Source organism: Kocuria sp. CPCC 204721 (assembly GCF_040980945.1).
Lineage (GTDB): Bacteria > Actinomycetota > Actinomycetes > Actinomycetales > Micrococcaceae > Kocuria > Kocuria marina.
In genome coordinates this window covers 1-20368 of record NZ_JAVKPO010000005.1, presented here as the reverse complement: position 1 = coordinate 20368, position 20368 = coordinate 1, and the positions used below count along the sequence as shown (strand labels likewise).

The following is a 20368-nucleotide window of genomic DNA, read 5'->3' as shown; positions in this document are numbered from 1 at the left end:
CAAGTTTCGGTGCACCGAAACTTTAGCGCGTGACGCCCGGATAGCCCGGGGTGCCCCGGTCCGTTCAGCGTGTCCCGGCCCGCGCGTATATTGGGCGCGTATTCGGCTCCCTCCGTGCTCGACGTCAGGATCGACCGTCATGCTGCTGAGTTTGTTACGCACTTTCACGCGCCCCTACGTCCCATGGGTCGTGGGCGTTCTCGTGTTCCAACTGGCGGCCACGATCGCCACGCTCTACCTCCCGAGCCTCAATGCCCGGATCATCGACAACGGTGTGGCCCGCGGGGACACCGACTACATCTGGCGCGCCGGCGCCGTGATGCTGGCCGTGGCGTTCGCCCAGGTGATCGCTGCCGTCGTGGCCGTGTGGTGCGGTGCCCGCACGGCGATCGGTGTGGGCCGGGACCTGCGCCGGGACGTCTACCGCCGGGTCGGGCAGTTCAGCGCGCGCGAGGTCGGGACGTTCGGGGCGCCGTCGCTGATCACGCGCACCACCAACGACGTCCAGCAGATCCAGATGCTCACCCTCATGGGCCTGAACTTCATGGTCATGGCGCCCATCATGTGCGTGGGCGGGATCGTCATGGCCCTGCGGGAGGACCCGGGGCTGTCGTGGCTCGTGTGGGTGTCCATCCCTGTAATGGGGGTGCTGCTGGGCCTCGTGGTCTCCCGGTTGATGCCGTGGTTCCGGATCATGCAGGAACGCATCGACGGGATCAACGGGGTGCTGCGCGAACAGATCACGGGGATCCGGGTGATCCGCGCCTTCGTCAAGGAGCCGTTCGAGACCGCGCGTTTTCGCAGCGCGAACCAGGACCTCACGGACATCTCCCTGCGCATCGGGGCGCTGTTCGTGCTGATGTTCCCCGTGATCAACATGGTCATGCACCTGGCCACCGCGGCCGTGCTGTGGTTCGGCGGCCACCGCGTGGACCAGGGCCAGATCCAGGTCGGGGCGCTGACCGCCTTCCTGCAGTACATGCTACAGATCCTCATGGCCGTGATGCTGGCCACGTTCATGTTCATGATGGTCCCGCGCGCGGTCGTGTGCGCCGAGCGGATCGGGGAGGTGCTCGACACCCGCCCCACCATGCACCCGCCGCAGCGACCGGCCGTAGCACCGCGCCCGGTGGGCCACGTCCGGTTCGAGGACGTCACGTTCCAGTACCCCGGCGCGGAGGACCCCGTGCTGTCCGGGATCGACTTCGCGGCGGAACCGGGACGCACCGTGGCCGTGGTCGGGGCCACGGGTTCCGGGAAGAGCACACTTATTAGCCTGATCCCCCGCTTGCTCGATCCCGTGACCGGCCGTGTGCTGCTGGACGGGGTGGATCTGCGCGACTACGCCCCGGACGACCTCGCGGGCCGGGTGGGCCTGGTCCCGCAGCGGCCGTTCCTGTTCTCCGGGACCGTGGCGTCCAACCTGCGCTTCGGCCGCGCGGACGCCACCGACGACGAGTTGTGGGAGGCCCTGCGCGTGGCCCAGGCGGACGACTTCGTCCGCGAGATGCCCGAGGGTCTGGACGCCCCCGTGTCCCAGGGTGGGACCAACGTGTCCGGGGGTCAGCGCCAGCGGCTCAGCATCGCCCGCGCCCTCGTGGCCCGCCCCCGGGTCTACGTCTTCGACGACTCGTTCTCGGCACTCGACGTCGCCACGGACGCCCGGTTGCGCGCCGCCCTGCGCCCCGTGACCCGGGACGCCACCGTCATCACGGTGGCCCAGCGCGTCTCCACCATCACGGACGCGGACCTCATCCTGGTCCTCGAGCACGGCCGGATCATCGCGCGCGGCACCCACGAGGAGCTCGTGGCCGCGAGCGAGACCTACCGGGAGATCGTCACGTCACAGCTCTCGGCCGAACAGACCACGGGAGGCGAACGGTGAGCGAGACACAGGAACCGGCCCGGAAGCCGCAGCGCTTCTGGGCCTCGGCCGGGCGGCTCGTAAAGCTCATGGCCCCGCACAAGGCGGCGCTCGCCGTCGTCGTCGCGGCCGTCGTGCTGTCCGTGGTGCTCACGGTGTGGGCCCCGCGCGTGCTGGGGCGCGCCATGGACGTGATCTTCGCCGGCGTCGTCGGCAGATCCCTGCCAACGGGCGCGAGCCAGCAACAGGTCGAGGCGGGGCTGCGTGCGCAGGGCCAGGACACGCTCGCGGACATGATGTCCGCCATGACGCTCGTCCCGGGACAGGGCGTGGACTTCACCCGACTAGGCACCCTCATCCTCGTGGTGCTCGGCATGTACACCGTGGCCTCGGTGCTCATGTGGCTGCAGGGTTACGTGCTCAACCGCGTGGTCATGCGGGTCGTGTACGACCTGCGCGAGGAGGTCGAGCGCAAGGTCAACGCCCTGCCCCTGAGCTACTTCGACACGCGCCAGCGCGGGGACGTGATGTCCCGCGTGACCAACGACGTGGACAACATCCAGACGGCGCTGCAACAGACCTTCGCGCAGCTCGTGCAGAACGTGCTGACCGTGCTCGGCATCGTGGTCATGATGTTCATCGTCTCGTGGCAGTTGGCGCTCGTCGCGCTCGTGGCACTGCCGCTGTCCGCTGTGGCCGCGGGGGTCATCGGTACCCGCTCCCAGCGGTTGTTCAAACAGCAGTGGCACGCCACGGGACAGCTCAACGGTCACATCGAGGAGTCCTTCTCGGGCCACGAGCTCGTGCACGCGTACGGCCGGCAACGCCAGATGCAGCAACAGTTCGACGCGCGCAACGAGGAACTGTACCGGGCGGCGTTCGGGGCGCAGTTCATGTCCGGGACGATCATGCCGGTCATGCAGTTCATCTCCTACTTGTCCTACGTGGGCATCGCCGTACTGGGCGGACTGCGCGTGGCCACGGGCCAGCTGACCCTGGGGGACGCCACCGCGTTCATCCAGTACTCCCGGGAATTCACCCAGCCGCTGTCCCAGGTCGCGGGCATGGCCACCCAGTTGCAGTCCGGCATCGCCTCCGCGGAACGGACCTTCGAACTGCTCGACGCCCCCGAACAGGAACCGGAGACCCCCACCTCCCATCTGCCGGGCACGCTGCGCGGTGAGGTGCGCTTCGACCACGTGGACTTCTCCTACGACAAGGCCGCCCTGGCCCGGGGTGCCGAGCCCCTGATCGAGGACATGTGCCTGCACGTGGCCCCGGGGCGCACCGTGGCGATCGTCGGACCCACGGGCGCCGGGAAGACCACGCTCGTGAACCTCATCCTGCGCTTCTACGAGATCGACGCGGGCCGGATCAGCCTGGACGGGATCGACATCCGGGACCTCTCCCGCCACGAACTGCGTTCGCAGGTGGGCATGGTGCTCCAAGACGCGTGGCTGTTCAGCGGCACCATCCGGGAGAACATCCGTTACGGCCGCCAGGACGCCACGGACGAGGAGGTACTGGCCGCTGCGCGCGCCACGTACGTGGACCGTTTCGTGCGCGCCCTGCCGGACGGGTACGACACCGTGATCTCGGAGGACGGCTCCTCGGTCTCGGCCGGTGAGAAGCAGCTGATCACGATCGCCCGGGCGTTCCTGGCCCAACCGTCCCTGCTCATCCTGGACGAGGCGACCTCCGCGGTGGACACCCGCACGGAGCTGCTCGTGCAGAAGGCCATGGCCGCGCTGCGGGAGCGCCGCACGTCCTTCGTGATTGCCCACCGGCTCTCCACCATCCGGGACGCGGACACGATCATCGTCATGGAGTCGGGGCGGATCGTGGAGCAGGGTTCCCACGACGAGCTGATCGAGGCGGACGGCGCCTACGCCAACCTCTACCGGGCGCAGTTCAACGCGGCGGACCCGGCCTCGTGAGCGTGCGCTGCGGTGGCAATCACCGCCGCGCCCGTCTACCGTGGACGTGACGGTCCACCCCACAGAATGGATGTTCACGTGACCAACTTCGCCAATGTCGAACGTCGTCATCTTGCCGCGCTGCTGCGCCGTGTGGGGCCGGACGCCCCCACCCTGTGCGAGGGCTGGGACGCCCGGGACCTCGCGATCCACCTGGTCATCCGTGATTCCCGTCCGGACGCGGTCGCCGGGATGCTCTCCCCCAAACTGCCCGTGCTCGGGCGCCACGCCAAGTCGGTGGACGCCGACTACCGGGAGATGTCGTGGGAGAAGCTCGTGGACCTCGTGGAGCGCCCCCCGCTCTACTCCCCGGGTCGCTGGTCCCCGATCGACAAGCGCATGAACACCGGGGAGTTCTTCATCCACCACGAGGACGTCCGCCGCGCGCAGCCCCAATGGCACGCCCGGCAATTGCTCAACGACGAGCAGAAGGACCTGTGGAACGTGCTCAAGCTCATGGGCCCGGCGCTGCTGCGCAAGAAGTCCGAGTCCGTGGTGCTGCTCGCGGGCGGTTTCGGTGCGGTGCGCGGCGGCAAGAAGTCCGCCCGGCGCGTGGAACTCGTGCGCGGTGAACCGTCCGAGCTGCTGTTGTGGGCCTTCGGCCGCGAGGAGCAGGCGGACGTGGAGATCACCCAGGAGTAGTACCCGCCGGACATGAAGAACCGGCCCCGCTCGAGCGGGGCCGGTTCTTGCGTGTTCGGGCGTGTTCGAGTGTTCTCGGGGTCGCCCGGACCGGGCGCGGAGTGCGTTCAGTCGGCCCGGACCGGCCGGGAGCCCAGTTCGGAGTCCAGGCGCAACAGGCCGGGACCGTCGTTGTGGACCAGGCGCACCTGGTCGCAGATCTCCTCCACGGTGGCCTCCTCCTCGATCTGCTCGCTAATGAACCAGTGCAGCAGGGGCATCGCGTCGATGTCGCCTTCTTCCTGCGCCAGCCGGTACAGGTTGCGGATAGATTCGGACACCTTGCGCTCGTGCGCCAGCGCGGCCTCGAAGCAGCCGAGGACGGACTTGTCGGCGATGTTCGGACCGGCCATGTCCCCGATCTGCGGATCACCGCCGCGGTCCACGATGTGGTCGATGAACTTCTCGGCGTGTGTGATCTCCTCGGCCGCCTGGGCGCGGAACCACTGCGAGAAACCGGGCAGACTCGCCACGTCCATCTCGATGGACAACTGGCGGTAGACCACGGTCGCCTGCAGCTCCATGGTGATCTGGTCGTTGAACGCTTCGGCCATTCTTCCCTTGATTTCCATGACCCCATCGAAGCAGTTTTCCTCCGGCATGGGTAGGTTGCACGCCACCGCATGACGGGCCCCGCCGCCCCGGCCGGTTCCCGCGCGCCGGGTGCCCGCCCTCGGCGCGTCGTCCAGTACCATGGAGCGGTCCCGTGATCGCACGGGGCAGCAGTGCCTCCTTAGCTCAGATGGCCAGAGCATCTGTCTTGTAAACAGAGGGTCGCCGGTTCGAATCCGGCAGGGGGCTCCGAACCCGGGCACGGCGTCGTCGTCCCCGTAGGAAGGACGACGAAAGCCCCGGTCGGGATGACCGGGGCTCTCGTCGTGTCGGGGCACTGCCCGCGTCACTTCTTCTCGTCGACCGCCTTCTTCAGCGCGTCCTGGAAGTTGCCTCCCTCGTAGCGCTTGCCGTCGATGAAGATGGTGGGCGTCCCGGCCACACCGTTGTTGATGGACTCGCGGGACATCACGTTGACCATGGGGCGGTAGGTGTTCTCACCGAGCTGGTCCGCCGTCACGTTCGCGCCGTGCTTGTTGGCGATGTCCGCGATCTGCTGGTTGCTCAGACCGCCGGTGCCCTGGTGGCTGAACAGCTCCTGGGCGAACTCCATGTACTGGTCGCTGTCGACCTGCTCGGCGACCACGTAGGCCGCGTTGGCGGCGCGGGAAGAGTACTGATCGCGGGTGGCCCGGTCCAGGAAGTTGAGGTTGCGGTACTCCACCTGCACGTCACCGGCGTCCACGGCCCGCTTGATCGCGTCCGCGTTCTGCTTCTCGAAGTCGGCACAGAGCACGCACTCGAAGTCCTGGAAGATCACGACCTGCACGGGCTTGCCGTTGCTCGCGGCCTGGTCCTGGTCCACGACCCCCGGGGGCGTCTTGGAGGTGTCCGCGGTGGCAGCGGGCTCGGGCTCCTGGGAGAGGTCCCGTTCCTGGACGTCCGAGCTGTTCTGCACGATCCCGTCCTTCGTGACCGTGATGCCGCCGTACTGGTTGGCGCTCGCGGGCACGGGGCCGGCGTCGGGGATCCTGGCCCTGTTGTTCTGCCACACGACCACCCCGATGATCAGCGCGATGATCACGAGCAGCGCGATGACGGCGGCGATCAGCCCCACGGGTTTACCGTTGGAGCGGCGGGACTGCCGATCTGCGATCTGGCGTGCCCGCTCCCGGGCCTGGTCCGAGGACGAGGAACCGGCGGTATTGTTTTTGGAAGCCATGGGGGCCCGGGTTTCCTTCCGATGTGCTACACGGGTGTCGGTCTTCGTCCCCAGATTACCCGAGCCCGGCGGGGCCCCGATTCAGCCCGTTCCCAGCTGCCGGGGACGATGCCGCTCGGGCCCCGTCGCGGCCGCCCCGCACCGGCGCGGCGTCGTGCTCCCGTCCCGGCGGCGACTTCTCCCCCGGTGCCGGTGGTACGCACACTTAGGATGGGGGTGAACAGCCGCCCCGGGGAAGGAAGCGATCATGTCCGCAGACCAGTCTCTTGAGAAGGTGCCCGTCCCGCAGGACGGCTACGACTTCGTGGTGGTGTCCAACCGCCTTCCCGTGGACCGGGACGTGGACGAGGACGGCAACAGCACGTGGCGCCGCTCCCCCGGCGGGTTGGTGAGCGCCCTGGCACCCGTGATGGCCCAGCGCGACGGCGCGTGGGTGGGGTGGCACGGCGCCCCGGACGAGACGCTGGAGCCGTTCGACCACGACGTCTTCCATCTCGTGCCGGTGAGCCTGTCCGAGCTCGAGGTCAAGCGCTACTACGAGGGCTTCTCGAACGCCACGCTGTGGCCGCTGTACCACGATGTCATCGCGCCGCCCGAGTTCCACCGCACGTGGTGGTACGCGTACCGTCGCGTCAACGAGCGCTTCGCGCGCCGGGCCGCGGAGACGGCCTCCCAGGGTGCGACCGTGTGGGTCCAGGACTACCAGTTGCAGTTGGTGCCGCGCATGCTGCGTCGGTTGCGCCCGGACGTGACCATCGGGTTCTTCAACCACATCCCGTTCCCGCCCACCGAGATCTACTCCCAGTTGCCGTGGCGCAAGGCCGTGCTGGAGGGTCTCACGGGTGCGGACTTGATCGGCTTCCAGCGCCCCGGGGACGCCCAGAACTTCCAGCGCTGCGTGCGCAAGTACCTGGGGGTGCAGTTCACCAAGGGCAGCGCCCGGTTCTCCGAGGACACGGCGGACGGCGAGAGCACCGAGTGGGCCGTCAACGCGGGCTCGTACCCCATCTCGATCGACGTGGAATCCATCAAGGAACTCGCGTCGGACCCGCAGGTCCAGGCCCGGGCGCGGGAGATCCGCGAGGAGCTGGGCAACCCGGACACCGTGTTCCTGGGAGTGGACCGCCTGGACTACACCAAAGGCATCCGGCACCGCATCAAGGCCTACGGCGAGCTGCTCGAGGACGGGGAGATCTCCGTGGAGAACTCGGTGCTCGTCCAGGTCGCGAGCCCGTCGCGCGAGCGCGTGGACTCCTACCGGCAACTGCGCGAACTCGTGGAGGGCATGGTGGGGCGGATCAACGGCCAGTTCGACACCATTTCCCACACCGCCGTCCGCTACCTGCACCACGGCTACCCGTTCGAGGAGATGGTGGCCCTGTACCTCGCCGCGGACGTCATGCTCGTCACGGCCCTGCGGGACGGGATGAACCTCGTGGCCAAGGAGTACGTCGCGGCCCGGCAGGACCGCTCGGGTCGACTCGTGCTCTCGGAGTTCACCGGTGCCGCCGAGCAGCTCAAGCAAGCGGTGCTCGTCAACCCGCACGACATCGACGGGCTCAAGTCCGCCATGCTGCACGCGCGGGACATGTCCGACGCCGAGGCCCGCAAGCGCATGTCCTCGATGCGCCGGCAGGTGCTCACGCACGACGTCGTCGACTGGTCCCACCGTTTCCTCGACGACCTCGCCGCGCACGCCCCGGAGCTCGAGCAGGGCGCCGCGCCCGGGCGGGATTCCGCGCACGACGACGGCGCCGCGGCCGACACGACGCCCGGAGCGGATCGTGACTGACTCGCTCGCGGACGCCCTCGCCACCGCGGCCACGGCCGACACCATGTTGCTGGCCCTGGACTTCGACGGCACCCTGGCACCGTTCACCGAGGACCCCGCGGATTCCCGGCCGTTACCCGCCGCGCGGGACGCGCTCGACGCGCTCGCCGGACTGCCCCGCACCACGGTCGCGATCATCTCGGGGCGGCCCCTCGAGTTCCTGCGCACCGTGGTGGACCCGCGGCGCCGCATGGTGCTCTCCGGTTCGCACGGCGCGGAGCTGGACCTCGGCGCCGCGCCCGGCTCCGGTGCGGACACCGAGATCGAACTGACCGAGGACCAGTTGGCATTGCTGGACCGGGCGATCGATGCGACGTACGGGTTCGTGCAGCGCTACCCGGGCTCACGGGCGGAACTCAAACCCGCGGGGGTGGCCTTCCACACGCGTCCCATGGAGGACCCGGACACTGCCCGGCGAGCGCTGGACGAGATGACCGAGGCCTATGCCGCGATGCCCGGCCTGCGATTGACCCCGGGTCAGCAGGTCATCGAGTGCTCGGTGCTCAGCGCGACCAAGGGGGACGGTCTCACGGCCATCCGCGGAGCCGTGCACCCGCAGGTCACGGTCTTCGCCGGTGACGACGACACCGACGAGGACGCCATGGCGATCCTGGGACCCCACGACGTGGGGATCAAGGTGGGCACCAAGGACTCCGCGGCCCCGTGGCGCGTGGCGGATCCGGACGAACTGACCCGGCTGCTCACGGAATTCGCCCGACAGCGGGCCCGTGCGGTGACTAGCATGAACTGACATGACCGCCTCCCCGCCCCCCGAGCCCGCGGCGCCGAGCCCCCCGCCCGCTCACCGCGGTGTCTCCATCAACACGGCCTTCCCGGAGCCGGGCCTGCTGGAACTGCCGTGGGACACGCCCCTCGAGGACTGGCCCGAGCAGGTGCTCGCGGCGTACCCGCGCGGGATCTCGCGCCACGTGGTGCGCTTCGCGCGGGTCGGGGAGAAGGTCGTGGCGGTCAAGGAGACCACTCAGTACTATGCCCGGCGCGAGTACGGGCTGCTGCGCAAGCTCCAACGCATGACCACGCCCTCCGTGGTCCCGGACTCGGTGGTCACGGACCGCTACTCCCCCGACGGCGAGTTGCTGCCCGCCGCGCTCGTCACGGAACACCTGAGTTTCTCGTTGCCCTACCGCACGATCTTCGAGCAGGTCCCCTCACCGGGGACCATCGACCGGTTGGTGGACGCCCTCGCGTCCCTGATCGTGCAACTGCACCTGTCCGGTTTCTACTGGGGGGACGTGTCCCTGTCCAACACGCTGTTCCGACGCGACGCCGGGGAGTTCGCCGCCTACCTCGTGGACGCCGAGACCGGCGAACTGCACCCGCAGCTCACGCGGGGTCAGCGCGAGTACGACATCGAGCTCGCCAGGACCAACGTGGCCGGTGAGGTCATGGACCTGCTGGCCGGGGAGCACATGCAGCAGCGCCTGGCCCAGGCCGGGGTGGATCCGGCCTCGGTGGACCCGTTCGCGGTCTCGGAACGGCTCGTGGACACCTACACCGGGCTGTGGGACGAGCTGACCGCGACCGAGATCTTCCCCGTGGGTGACCGGTGGCGGGTCCAGGCGCGCGTGCAACGGCTCAACGACCTGGGCTTCGACGTGGAGGAGGCCTCCATGGACGCGGACGAGTCTGGTCAGGTCCACCTGCGCCCGCGGGTCGTGGAACCGGGCCACCACGCGCGCAGGTTGTTGCACCTCACGGGGTTGAACACCCAGGAGAACCAGGCCCGGCGCATCCTCACGGACATCGACCAGTTCGGGCACGCGCTCTACCCCGGTCTGCCCGAGGACCTCACCGCCCAGTTGTGGATGCGCGAGATCTTCGTGCCCATCATGGCGGCCGTTCCCGCCGAGTTGCGGCGCAAACGGGAACCGGCGCAGATGATCCACGAGGTGCTCGAGCACCGCTGGTTCATGTCGGAGAAGGCCGGCAAGGACGTCCCCACGCAGGACGCCGTCCAGGACTACGTGCAGTCCTACCTGACCGAGCGCCCGGACGAGAAGGACGTGTTCTAGTCCGCCGCGGGTCGCGTGGTGATCAGGTCCGTGACGGCGCGGTGCACCCGCGCGGTCCAGTTCTCGTCCAGCGAGCCGTAGCGCGCCACGTGCGCGTACGCCGCCCCCAGGATGAAATCCACGACCATGTCCAGGTCCACGGTGTCCCGGATCAGTCCCCGGTCCTTGTCCCGTTGCAACAGTTTGCGCAGCGCATCCAAGCGTGGGCGCACCACGGTGGCCCGCAGCACCTGCGCAGTGGCCGAGTGTGGTTCCTGCAGCAGGGTGATGGCCACGCCGAGTCCCATGTCCCGCAGGAGAATGTCCACGGCCGCGGTGAGCGCCTGCTCCCACGTGGCGTCCGGCGCCAGCGGTGCGGTCGCGGTGACCGTGTGCTCGAGCGCGGCCTCCAACAGTTGCGTGCTGTTGGCGTAGCGACGGTAGATCGAGGTCTTGGCCACGCCGGTGCGGGCGGACACCGCCTCGATCGTGACCCGCCGGGGCCCGCCCTCCCGGAGCAGGCGCAACGCCCCCGCCACGATCTTGCGATCGGTGCGGGCCGTGCGGGGGTCCACGGAAGCGGCGTCGGCGGGTTCGGGCGCGGACGCGGATCGCGAACCAGCGGAGTGCGCGTTCATGATCAGGCGGGGACGGTGTCCCGGACGGGCGCCTCGCGGGCCGGCGCCGTGGCCCTGCGGAAGATCTGCAGTCCCGCCATGCCGGGCAGTCTGGCGATGTTTGCGTCCAACCGGTCGATCTCGTGGGCCCCGCCCCCGCCACCGAAGAGGTGGCGCATCACGTGGCCCACCTCGCGGTCGTCCATGACCCCGGAGCCCACGGGGGCCCAGAACTTGCGCAGGGCGAAGCGCGTGAGGCGCTGGGCCTTGCGGGACGCTTCCAGGCGGCGTCGTGCCTGGGTCGCGTAGAAGGCCACGTGGCGGGACTCCTGGTGGGCGATCCGCTGCAGCAGCACCGCGAGCACCGGGTGCTTCTCGAGGGACGCCATGCGCCGGTAGGCCGCCACGGCGGACCACTCGTTGGCCGCGCCCCACGCCATGTGCGTGGCGATGAAGTCCACGCCCACCATGTTGGACAGCAGCGACTGCTTGAGAGGCTTGAGCGACTCGGACCAGCCGAGCTTCATGCGCTTGGCCTTGATCTCGTCGTAGTCCACCACGATCCCGTGCATCCCGAGCACCTCCGCGAGTGCCTCACCGTGCCAGTACTCCTCGCGGTTCCACATGGTCATGAAGGTGGAGACGTCCTGGTCCTGGTGGGACGGCGTGACGAGCATGTCCCGCATGTAGCACACGGTGTGGTATTCGACGTCGCACATGTAGCGCAGGCAGCGCAGCGAGTCCTCGGACAGCGGGTTGGTCAGAAACTCGTCCATGTCCAGGTCCGACCACTTGACCCGCGCCGAGGTCTCCGCGAACTTGTCGATGTTGAACGCCATGACTCAGACCTTCCTCCAGTCCTCTACGGGCCAATGGGCCTTCTTGGCACGCCGGTACAGGGGCAGGTCGGGGTTCACCGCGTACGGGTGGCCCACGAGGGACAACCAGCTCACGTCCGCCACGGAGTCCCCGTACCCGTACGAGCGGCTTAGGTCCAGGCCGTGGTCCTGCGCGTAGCGCTTGAGCCACTGCGCCCGGGCCTCATCCACGAGCGGCGGGGCCGCCAGGTACCCGGTCAGCACGCCGTCCACCTGGTCCATCCGCCCGGCCACGACGTCGTCGAACAGTTCAGCGACGGGGCTCACGAGCAGGTCCAGGGACCCGGTCACGAGCACCGTGCGGTGCCCCGCACGCCGGTGTTCCTCGATCCGTTCGAGTGCTCCCGGGCGGATGCTGTTCTCCACGACCCGGCCGAGCGACCCGTTCATCAGTTCCTCGACCCGCGCCACGGGCACGCCCGCGTAGCGGCGCAGGAACGCCCGGATGAACTCGCCCCGATCGCGCCGTTCCGCCTTGATGTAGGTGGGGGCGTTGCCGAACAGTTCGGTGAGTTCCGCGGGCCACTGCAGCGGGCTCAGCTCCCGGCGGCGCAGTTGCGCGTACTGGGTGATGATGTTGCCCGAGGCCACGGTGCCCTCGAGGTCGAACACGGCCACGACGTCCGTGCCCTCGTTCAGTCCCCGACTGCGCACGGCCCGCTTGTGCGACGCCGCCTTGGCCCGGGTGTACGCACGGGTCATCTCGGTCAGTGCGGGCAGGTGCACTCTCTGCCAGTAGTCCCGCCAGTCGATGGCCCGCACGTCGAAGTGCTGGTCCTCGGGCGTGCCCTGCGGCAGGGAGCGGTCCAGTTGCCGCGTGTGGGTGTCGTCGAAGATCATCTCCGTGCGCGTGTAGTTCTGGTACAGGTCCACGTAGGTGCGCAGCGAGCCCAGCCCGGTCTGCATCCGGTGCAGGGAATTGGTCCACTCGCGTGTGCGCGCCGTGGCCGGCAGCACCGAGCTCAATCGGCTCCCCGCGGCGGCCAGTTTCTCCTTGACCGCAAGCCCGCGTTCCATCGAGTTGTTCGCGGGGAACTTCCACTCGGGCACCGCGATGGGATTGCCATGGGAGTCCTCGAGCGGGCGCTCGCGGAAGTACGAGCGCACGCTCTCGTACATCTGATGGAACGGCAGGGGGTTCGAGGCCCCCGAGCACACCTGGTAGTACCGCGCTGCCGGATCCTGGGCGTCCCGCAGCGTGGGTGCCCCATTGGCTTCCCGGTGCCCCTCCCTCACGAGGGCCACGATCGCGTTGACCACGAAGTCCACAGGGATCACGTCCAGCACCGAGTCCGGCAGGCCCGGGAACTCGGGCAGCGCGCCCTTCGCGTACGCCATGATGAGCGGGTCCGCGACCTTGTAGCCGTCGATCCACCCCGGGAAGGGGTGACGCAGGGCGGACTCGATGATGGACGGGCGCACGATCGACAACGGGTGCCCGGCTCCGGCCCACTTCTGCTCCGCCACACGCTCGCCCAGGGCCTTGGTGAACGTGTAGATGTCCGTCCACCCCAGGGACTGCGCGCGCGTGCGGCCGTGGTCCACGAGCCGGGAGCGCACCCACTCCAGGCGTGCTTCCTCGGCGGCGCGGGCCACGGACTTGGGCCCCTCCTTGCCGCGCGTGCTCGTGGCGCGCCGGATGAACGACTCGAGACGCTCGGGTGAGCGGGACTCCACCTGGGCGGTGTCCGCGGCGCGGACGGCGGCGTCGTACTCCACCTGCCAGTCCACGTCGTGATCCACCGAGGCCTCCGGGCGCAACCCCTTGGCGATCCCGCCCACGTAGCACGTGGACACGTGGATCACGTGGGGGTCCTGACCCGTGCTGCGCAGCGCGTCGTAGAGCCCCACGGCGCCACCCACGTTCGTGCGGAACGCCTCGTCGATGGGCGGGTCGAACGAGACCGTGGACGCGGAGTGCACCACCACGTCGAAGGGTTCCGCGATCTCCCGCAGCCTCGTGAGGTCGCCCTCGAGCACGCTCGTGCGGGCGTCGAAGATCTCCTGAGCGCGTTCCCGGCCCACGGCGTCCCGCCAGGTTTTGAAGGACGGCTTGCGCAACAGCTGCTTCAGGCGCGCCTCACCGGACTGCGTGCCCTTGGGTCGGACCACCGCCGTCACGTGGATGTCGTCCGAGCCGGAGAGCAGGCGCTCGAGGACGGCCTGGCCCAGGAAGCCCGTGGCCCCCGTGAGCAGGACGCGAGTCGTGGTGGTCTGGGTCAACGGGATCCTCCGGTGCTTGGGAACGGGTGCGCCGTGGGCGCGGTGGCCACCCGCGCCGACCGCGACGCGGGTGGAAGGGTCTGGTGGGGAGCGTATCGGCTCAGTCGCCACTCGCGTTCCACGGCCCGGCGCAGGGGTTCGCTGCCCGCGGTGCCCGGCGTGGCCTGCAAGGGCTCGTCCGCGAGCGCGAACAGTTCGCGTCGTTGCGCGACCGTGGGCGCCAGGTCCCGCAGGAACCGGCGCGCGTGGGCGTGGGACAGGCCCACGGGCCGCAGCGGGTGGAATGCGAAGGTCAGGTAGGCGCGGGCGAAGCGCTGGGCGCGCGGGTCGGTACGGACCCGCGCGGTGGTCTCCTCGGCGAAGAAGCGTTCGTGGGTGGCCTTCACCTCGGCCACGCGCCGCAGCAGCGAGGACAGTTCCGGGTGCCCGGCGCGGCGTTCGAGCATCCGCAGGACCGCGCGGGTGCTCGCTTCCTGGGACCAGCCGCGCGCGGTCTGTCCCGCGACCACGGCCTCCCCGGAGAAGTTGGTCCACACGGAGTCCACCATGGGCGAGAGGTTGTCCAGGGCGGTCTCGACCCGCTCGACCCACGAGTGCTCGGGCGGCTGGGGAGCCCCGGCGTGCGGTCCGTGGGCGTCCAGGACGGCTTGGTAGGCGTCCGCGATCCAGTGCCGCTCGTACGCCCACGTGGTCAGGAACGCGGCGACCCGCGACTCCTTGTTGGTGTAGCTGACCACCACGGAACGCACCTGGCCCATGGTGGAGCGTTCCATGTCCCGCAGGTAGCGCAGGTCCTCGAGCACGGCCGGGTCCAGGGGTGCGCGGTCGAAAGCGGCGAGGTCCAGCTGGGGTCGGAGGCTGCCCTGCGCGCGGTACGTGAAGTCCTTGACGTCGAAGCCCGAGCGCAGCACGATCGGTTGTTCCACGGGCCCGTAGAGCCGGCCCTGGCGATGCCGGGCGAGGTAGGACTGCTGGCTCACGGGACGCTCCTTCGATACTCCGTCATGGCTCGCCGAGGGGCGCTCACGCCGGGCCGGGGGACGCTGCGCTACGCCTACCGTAGTGTATCTTAGTGGCATGCTTACCGCTCTCGTGACCGGTGGGACGTCAGGCATCGGTGCCGCGTTCGCACGTTCCCTCGCCCGCAGAGGCTTCAACCTGGTCCTGGTGGCCAGGGACACGCAACGGCTCGAGAGCACCGCCCGGGAGCTCGGCGCCGCACACGGGATCCACGTGGAGACGCTGACCGCCGATCTGGCCGAGACCGAGGACCTGCTGCACGTGGCCGAGCGGCTCGAGGACCCCGATCGTCCCGTGGACATGCTCGTGAACAACGCGGGCTTCTCAGTCAAGGTGCCCTACACCGCCCAGGACTTCTCCCAGCACGAGGCCGGTTTCCAGGTCATGTGCGCGGCCGTCGCACGACTCTCGGGGGCTGCGGCCCGCGCCATGACCGCCCGCCACTCGGGGTGGATCGTCAACGTCACCTCCACCTCGGGCTGCGTGACGATGGGCGACTACTCCGCGATCAAGGCCTATGCGACCGCCATGACCGAGTCGCTCGCCGTGGAGCTGCACGGCACGGGGGTCCACGTGACCGCCCTGCTGCCCGGGTGGGTCCGCACCGAGTTCCACAGCCGCGCGGGCATCACCGGCTCCTCGATCCCCGATTTCATGTGGCTCGACGCGGACCGGCTCGTGGAGGAGGCCCTCGCGGACGTGGCCCGCGGCAAGGTGATCTCGGTGCCCACTCTGCGCTACAAGCTCATGGTCACCGCGCTGCGCCACCTCCCGCGCCCCACCGTCCGGTGGATCTCCCGTCAGATCTCGAGCGTCCGACGCCGCGAGCTCCAGGCCTGATCCCATGGCACCCCAGGATTCCTCCCCGCAGCACGACGGCACTCCCGCCCGGCGTCCGCGCGCCGCGTCCCGCCAGCGCCCCGGATCCACGCCTCGGTCGACCCCGGAGCCCCGCCCTCGCGTGTTGGACTCCCTCGAGGGCCACACCGGTCGGCAGGAACCCGATCCGCCCGCTCCCCCGGCGGAGTCGGCGGATCTCACGGCGGCCCACTACACCCAGCCCGTGCGCCGGATACTGCGCCGGATCACCCAGACCGTCTTCTTCCGGGGGATCGTCAACCGCACGATCACCCGCACCAACGTGGTGGATCCCGCGGCCTACGGGGTCAAGGGCACGTGCGTGGTCGTCGCGAACCACTCGAGCCACCTGGACGCCCCGCTCGTGATGAGCGGCGTGCCGCACTACATCTCCCGCGATCTCGCGACCGGGGTGGCCGCGGACTACTTCTTCACCGCGTGGCACAAGAAACTGTTCACGCAGCTGATCTTCAACGCGTTCCCCGTGGATCGTCGCGGTGAGGGCGCGAACAAGGGCCTGTCCAAGAAGCTGCTGGCCGCGGGTGTCCCGCTACTGATCTTCCCGGAGGGGACCCGCTCGAAGACCGGGAAGATGGCCCCGTTCAAGGTGGGAGCGGCGTCATTGGCGCTGGCGGTGCAGGTGCCGGTCGTGCCCGTGGCCCTGATCGGGGCGCACGAGGCCATGCCGCGCGGTACGAGCTGGCCCCGCCGGGGCCGCCCGCCGGTGGTCGTGGCCGTGGGTGCACCCCTGCGAGCGCGGGGCAACGAGAACGCCTACAGCTTCAACGAGCGCATCGAGGCCGCGGTGCGTGCGCTGTACGCTGCGAACCGGCACAGAATCCAGGACTAGTCGGACCCAGGAAAGAGGTTGTCCCTCAGTGGCACACGTGAAGCATCAGAAGTGGTGGGGCTGGGGCGAGGAAGGCGTGTTCTTCGACTACCAGAACAAGCCGGCCTTCGCGCCGTTCGTCAAGAACGCGATCGGGGTGTCCCTGCGGCCGCGCGAACGGGACACCGTGGACTTCGCCACGGCGCGGGTCCCGGCGTCCACCGTGTCCGAGGACGTGCTGACCGTCCTGCGCGGGATCAGCGGCGCGGAGCACGTGTCCGTGGACGACGAACTGCGCATCGTGCACTGGGCCGGCAAGTCCGTCCTGGAACTGATGCAGACACTGCGCAATGATTTCGCGCGCGTCCCGGACGCGGTGGTCTACCCCGGCTCCGAGGACGAGGTCACCGCGATCCTCACCGCCGCCGTGGAGCACGACCTCGTGGTGATCCCCTTCGGGGGTGGCTCGAGCATCTCGCGCAGCCTCCAGGCCGAGGCGGACGAGACCCGCTGCATCGTGTCCGTGGACATGGGCCGGTTGAACAAGGTGCTCGAGATCGACGAGACCTCCGGGCTCGCGACCATCCAGGCCGGCGTGCTGGGCCCGGACATGGAGGAACAGCTCAACGCCCGCGGGTGGACCCTGGGCCACTTCCCGGACTCGTTCGCCCACTCTACGCTCGGCGGCTGGGCGGCCACCCGCTCCTCCGGCATGCAGTCGGACAAGTACGGGGACATCGCGGACATCGTGCGCGGCCTGCGCATGGTCCGCCCGTCCGGCACGGTCGTGCTACGCTCCCTGCCCTCGACCTCCACCGGGCCCAGCCTGCGCGAGATGATCATCGGCTCTGAGGGCCGGCTCGGGATCATCACCGAGCTCACCGTCCAGGTGCACCGGTTGCCCCAGGAGCACGAGGTCATCGCCTACATGTTCCCCACGTGGCAGCAGGCCCTGACCGCGGTGCGCCAGTATACCGAGGCGGAGATCCCCCTCACGTTCGCCCGCGTGTCGGACGCCCACGAGACCGCGTTCTCCTTGGCCACGCAGAAGGCCGCGACCTCCGTCAAGGGCAAGCTCGCCGCCAAGGGCCAGGACGCCCTGTGGGCCGTGATGCGCAAGCGCGGGTGGGACACGGACGCCATGTGCATTTCGTACGTGTGCTTCGAGGGCACCCCCAAGGACGTCGCCGAGCGCAAGAAGGCCGTCGCGAAGATCGCCAAGGCCCAGGGCGCCGTCGTCCTGGGGTCGGGGCCGGGCGCGCTCTACGACCAGAAGAAGTTCGACACCCCGCACCTGCGCGACTTCCTGCTCGAGCAGAACACGGTGGGGGACGTCTCCGAAACCGCCGCGCCGTGGTCGCGCCTGACCACGGTCCACAAGGCCGCGTACGACGCCGCTCAGCGCGCCTACGAGCGGATCGGCAAGACCGGCTGGATCATGTCCCACATGTCGCACTCGTACCACTCCGGGGCGTGCCTGTACTTCACGTTCGCCTACGTGTTCGACGACGAGAAACCGTACGAGGAGTACGAGATCGTCAAGTCCGCGATCCAGCAGTCCTTCGTGGACTCGGGTGCCACCCTGTCCCACCACCACGGCGTGGGCGTGGAGCACCAGCCGTGGATGGAGCAGGACGTCTCCCCCGAGGGTGTGGCCCTCATGAAGGGGCTGTTCCACGCGGCGGATCCGGGAACGAACTTCAACCCGGGCAAGATCGTGTCCTGATCCGACCCACCCATGCCGCAGGCCCCGCTCCCGGTTCACCGGGGACGGGGCCTGCGCCGTCAGGCCCCCGAGGTGTACTTTCGGGCCGCTTCGGCGTACCAGTCCAGGACCTCGGCGTCCTCCGCGGTCGCGCGGTTGACGCTGCTCGGGTCCGCGCCCTGGAAGAGCCTTTTGACGGGGATCTCCAGCAGCTTGCCCGTACGGGTGCGGGGAACGGCCGGGGCCTCGATGATCTCGTCCGGGACGTACCGCGGGGAGATCTTCTCGCGGATGGCCCGCACGATGCGTTCCTCGAGCTCCTGCGTGAGCCGTGTGCCCGGTTGCGGGACCACGAACAGGGGCATGTAGTAGTCCCCGTCCGCGAGCTCCGCCCCGATCACCATGGACGCCGCCACGCCGTCCACCTGGTCCACCACATGGGTCAGATCGGCCGAGCCCATCCGGATCCCCCCGCGGTTGATCGTGGCGTCGGATCGCCCGTGCACCACGAACGGGCCCTCCGAGAGCTGGGTGACCCAGTCCCCTTGCCGCCACACGCCGGGGAACATGTCGAAGTAGGCCGCGTGATACCGGGAGCCGTCCGGATCGTCCCAGAAGAACACAGGCATGCTCGGCATGGGTCGGGTGATCACGAGTTCCCCCACCTGGTCGTACACCCGCCGTCCCTCGCGGTCCCACGACTGGGCGTCCACTCCCAGGTACGGGCCCATGAGCTCGCCCTTGTACACGGGTTGATATGGGTTCGTGCCGATGAACGCGCTCGTGACGTCCGTGCCGCCCGAATCGGATCCGAGACGCACCGTGTCGGACACGGATTCGTACACCCAGTCCCACGTGGCATCGGGCAGCGGTGATCCGGTCACGAGGATCGATTTCAGTGCGGAGAGGTCCATGCTCACATTGGGGACCACGCCGGCGCGCTGCATCATGGCCAGTACGCCCGCTCCCGTCCCGAAGAACGTGGCCCCGTTGCGCGCCGCCAGCTCGAGGGACTTCTCCGGTCCCCCGTACACGGGTGAACCGTCGTAGGTGATGATGCGGGAACCGGTGAGCAGGATGCCCACGAGCATGTTCCAGACCATCCACGTGGTGGCCACGGCGTAGTACGCGATGTCCTCCGGTCCGAGACTGGCGTGCAGCCCCAAGGCCTTCAGGAACTCCAGGATCACCCCGCCGTGGGAATGCACAATCCCCTTCGGTTTACCCGTGGTTCCCGAGGAGTAGAGGATCCACAGGGGATGGTCGAAAGGAAGCTGCTCGTACCGCGGCGTCACGTCGCGCCCGCTGATCTCGGAAAAGCGCAGCGACCCCTCCGGCAGGGCGCCCACCTTGTCCCGCGGTTGTTGGTCAACCACGATCAGTTGCTCCACGGTGGGCAGTACCTCGAGCAAACCGGCGTAGCTCCCGGTCATATCCCGCAGCGACCCGCCGAACTCGTAGCCGTCCACCACGAACAGCACCCGCGGTTCGATCTGCGCGAAGCGGTCCGCGACCCCGGACGGCCCGAAGTCGGTGTTCACCACCGACCACACGGCACCCACGGACGCCGTGGCCAGCATGGCGATCGCAGTTTCCGGAAGGTTGGGAAGTACAGCGGCCACCCGGTCCCCCGGGACGATCCCGAGATCACGCAATTGTTGCGCCACGGAGGCCACTCGGGCTTCCAACTCACCCCAGGTCCAGGTGTCCGGTGCACGTGATTCGTGCTCCCCGATGATGGCGACGTCGTCCGGCCGGGTGCGGGCCGCCCGTAGCGAGTTCTCAGCGTAGTTGAGGCGTGCACCGGGGAACCACTGAGCGCCGGGCATCCCCGTATGCGCCTCCGAGCTCTCGGAAATACTTAGTGCCTGTTCCCCCGGCCGGGAAGCCACGACGTCGAAGTAGTCCCAGACACCCTGCCAGAACTCGTTCATCTGCTCCACCGACCACGCGTGCAGCGAGGGATAGTGGCTCTTCAGGATCCAGGGTGTAGTCGCGGCCTGAACCCGCCGGTCTCCAGGAGCGATCTGGCGATGTAGTTGGTGAGGTTGCGGAAGCCGAGGGCCAGGCCACGCAGGTGCTCGAGGCGACCGTTCACGG

16 protein-coding genes and 1 tRNA gene are annotated in these 20368 nt (G+C 69.0%); 10 read left to right on the top strand and 7 right to left on the bottom strand.

Going from position 1 to position 20368, the window contains the following annotated elements; all coding sequences use genetic code 11:
* Positions 1 to 139: 139 nt before the first annotated feature.
* From RF637_RS06480 to RF637_RS06470, 3 genes are all read left to right on the top strand, one after another.
* Complete coding sequence (locus RF637_RS06480; protein WP_085107059.1) at positions 140 to 1885, top strand: ABC transporter ATP-binding protein; 1746 nt, start codon at positions 140 to 142, stop codon at positions 1883 to 1885.
* The gene (locus RF637_RS06475; protein WP_085107060.1) at positions 1882 to 3801 is read left to right on the top strand and encodes an ABC transporter ATP-binding protein; all 1920 of its coding nucleotides are present in this window, start codon (positions 1882 to 1884) and stop codon (positions 3799 to 3801) included. The genes RF637_RS06480 and RF637_RS06475 overlap by 4 nt, the downstream gene beginning before the upstream one ends.
* A 78-nt stretch (positions 3802 to 3879) precedes the next feature.
* A complete protein-coding gene (locus tag RF637_RS06470; RefSeq protein WP_035963827.1) occupies positions 3880 to 4482 on the top strand; it encodes a TIGR03085 family metal-binding protein in 603 nt (200 codons plus the stop codon).
* Positions 4483 to 4589: 107 nt separating this feature from the next.
* Here the strand turns inward: RF637_RS06470 and RF637_RS06465 are convergent, their stop codons facing one another.
* Positions 4590 to 5075, bottom strand: a complete 486-nt coding sequence (locus tag RF637_RS06465) for a ferritin (protein ID WP_167318787.1) — start codon at positions 5073 to 5075, stop codon at positions 4590 to 4592.
* Positions 5076 to 5248: 173 nt separating this feature from the next.
* Here RF637_RS06465 and RF637_RS06460 point away from each other — a divergent pair.
* Positions 5249 to 5322: transfer RNA gene (locus tag RF637_RS06460), tRNA-Thr, on the top strand.
* 97 nt (positions 5323 to 5419) lie between these two features.
* Here RF637_RS06460 and RF637_RS06455 read toward each other — a convergent pair.
* Complete coding sequence (locus RF637_RS06455) at positions 5420 to 6295, bottom strand: DsbA family protein (protein ID WP_368844421.1); 876 nt, start codon at positions 6293 to 6295, stop codon at positions 5420 to 5422.
* Positions 6296 to 6542: 247 nt separating this feature from the next.
* Between RF637_RS06455 and RF637_RS06450 the strand changes: the two genes are divergently transcribed.
* Genes RF637_RS06450 through RF637_RS06440 form a run of 3 tightly spaced genes read left to right on the top strand, consistent with a single transcriptional unit; the run spans position 6543 to position 10159 of the window.
* Positions 6543 to 8087, top strand: coding sequence for a trehalose-6-phosphate synthase (locus tag RF637_RS06450; RefSeq protein ID WP_368835691.1), 1545 nt, complete (start codon positions 6543 to 6545; stop codon positions 8085 to 8087).
* Positions 8080 to 8877 (top strand): trehalose-phosphatase, encoded by a 798-nt coding sequence (gene otsB, locus RF637_RS06445; protein WP_240918954.1) that lies wholly within the window; start codon positions 8080 to 8082, stop codon positions 8875 to 8877. Before RF637_RS06450 ends, otsB begins: the two co-directional genes overlap by 8 nt.
* A 1-nt stretch (position 8878) precedes the next feature.
* Positions 8879 to 10159: a DUF4032 domain-containing protein gene (locus RF637_RS06440; protein WP_312797053.1), complete on the top strand. Its 1281-nt coding sequence runs from the start codon at positions 8879 to 8881 to the stop codon at positions 10157 to 10159.
* Here RF637_RS06440 and RF637_RS06435 read toward each other — a convergent pair.
* From RF637_RS06435 to RF637_RS06420, 4 genes are read right to left on the bottom strand one after another with little or no spacing between them, the layout of a single operon-like run.
* Entirely contained in the window at positions 10156 to 10776 is a 621-nt protein-coding gene (locus RF637_RS06435; RefSeq protein WP_368844420.1) for a TetR/AcrR family transcriptional regulator, read from the bottom strand. The two genes, RF637_RS06440 and RF637_RS06435, sit on opposite strands and share 4 nt — an antisense overlap.
* Positions 10777 to 10778: 2 nt before the next feature.
* Complete coding sequence (locus RF637_RS06430; RefSeq protein ID WP_064846613.1) at positions 10779 to 11594, bottom strand: hypothetical protein; 816 nt, start codon at positions 11592 to 11594, stop codon at positions 10779 to 10781.
* A gap of 3 nt (positions 11595 to 11597) precedes the next feature.
* The gene (locus tag RF637_RS06425; RefSeq protein ID WP_368844419.1) at positions 11598 to 13856 is read right to left on the bottom strand and encodes an HAD-IB family hydrolase; all 2259 of its coding nucleotides are present in this window, start codon (positions 13854 to 13856) and stop codon (positions 11598 to 11600) included.
* On the bottom strand, positions 13853 to 14836 hold the full coding sequence (locus RF637_RS06420; protein WP_144931140.1) for a hypothetical protein: 984 nt from the start codon (positions 14834 to 14836) through the stop codon (positions 13853 to 13855). The genes RF637_RS06425 and RF637_RS06420 overlap by 4 nt, the downstream gene beginning before the upstream one ends.
* A gap of 97 nt (positions 14837 to 14933) precedes the next feature.
* Between RF637_RS06420 and RF637_RS06415 the strand changes: the two genes are divergently transcribed.
* From RF637_RS06415 to RF637_RS06405, 3 genes are read left to right on the top strand one after another with little or no spacing between them, the layout of a single operon-like run.
* Positions 14934 to 15716 (top strand): SDR family NAD(P)-dependent oxidoreductase, encoded by a 783-nt coding sequence (locus tag RF637_RS06415; RefSeq protein ID WP_368844418.1) that lies wholly within the window; start codon positions 14934 to 14936, stop codon positions 15714 to 15716.
* Between the two features lie 4 nt (positions 15717 to 15720).
* Complete coding sequence (locus tag RF637_RS06410; protein WP_240505691.1) at positions 15721 to 16584, top strand: 1-acyl-sn-glycerol-3-phosphate acyltransferase; 864 nt, start codon at positions 15721 to 15723, stop codon at positions 16582 to 16584.
* A 28-nt stretch (positions 16585 to 16612) separates the two neighbouring features.
* Positions 16613 to 18289 carry an FAD-binding oxidoreductase gene (locus RF637_RS06405; protein WP_368844417.1) on the top strand — a complete coding sequence of 559 codons (1677 nt, stop codon included), beginning with the start codon at positions 16613 to 16615 and terminating at the stop codon, positions 18287 to 18289.
* 59 nt (positions 18290 to 18348) lie between these two features.
* Here RF637_RS06405 and RF637_RS06400 read toward each other — a convergent pair whose 3' ends face one another.
* Positions 18349 to 20247: an acetoacetate--CoA ligase gene (locus RF637_RS06400; RefSeq protein WP_368844497.1), complete on the bottom strand. Its 1899-nt coding sequence runs from the start codon at positions 20245 to 20247 to the stop codon at positions 18349 to 18351.
* Positions 20248 to 20368 lie beyond the last annotated feature (121 nt).

Excerpts from the sequence above, each read along its gene's own strand:
- RF637_RS06415 (WP_368844418.1), top strand. The coding sequence starts at position 14,934 with ATGCTTACCGCTCTCGTGACCGGTGGGACGTCAGGCATCGGTGCCGCG.
- RF637_RS06455 (WP_368844421.1), bottom strand. The coding sequence starts at position 6,295 with ATGGCTTCCAAAAACAATACCGCCGGTTCCTCGTCCTCGGACCAGGCC.
- RF637_RS06440 (WP_312797053.1), top strand. The coding sequence starts at position 8,879 with ATGACCGCCTCCCCGCCCCCCGAGCCCGCGGCGCCGAGCCCCCCGCCC.
- RF637_RS06435 (WP_368844420.1), bottom strand. The coding sequence starts at position 10,776 with ATGAACGCGCACTCCGCTGGTTCGCGATCCGCGTCCGCGCCCGAACCC.
- RF637_RS06465 (WP_167318787.1), bottom strand. The coding sequence starts at position 5,075 with ATGGCCGAAGCGTTCAACGACCAGATCACCATGGAGCTGCAGGCGACC.
- RF637_RS06450 (WP_368835691.1), top strand. The coding sequence starts at position 6,543 with ATGTCCGCAGACCAGTCTCTTGAGAAGGTGCCCGTCCCGCAGGACGGC.
- RF637_RS06480 (WP_085107059.1), top strand. The coding sequence starts at position 140 with ATGCTGCTGAGTTTGTTACGCACTTTCACGCGCCCCTACGTCCCATGG.
- RF637_RS06410 (WP_240505691.1), top strand. The coding sequence starts at position 15,721 with ATGGCACCCCAGGATTCCTCCCCGCAGCACGACGGCACTCCCGCCCGG.
- RF637_RS06430 (WP_064846613.1), bottom strand. The coding sequence starts at position 11,594 with ATGGCGTTCAACATCGACAAGTTCGCGGAGACCTCGGCGCGGGTCAAG.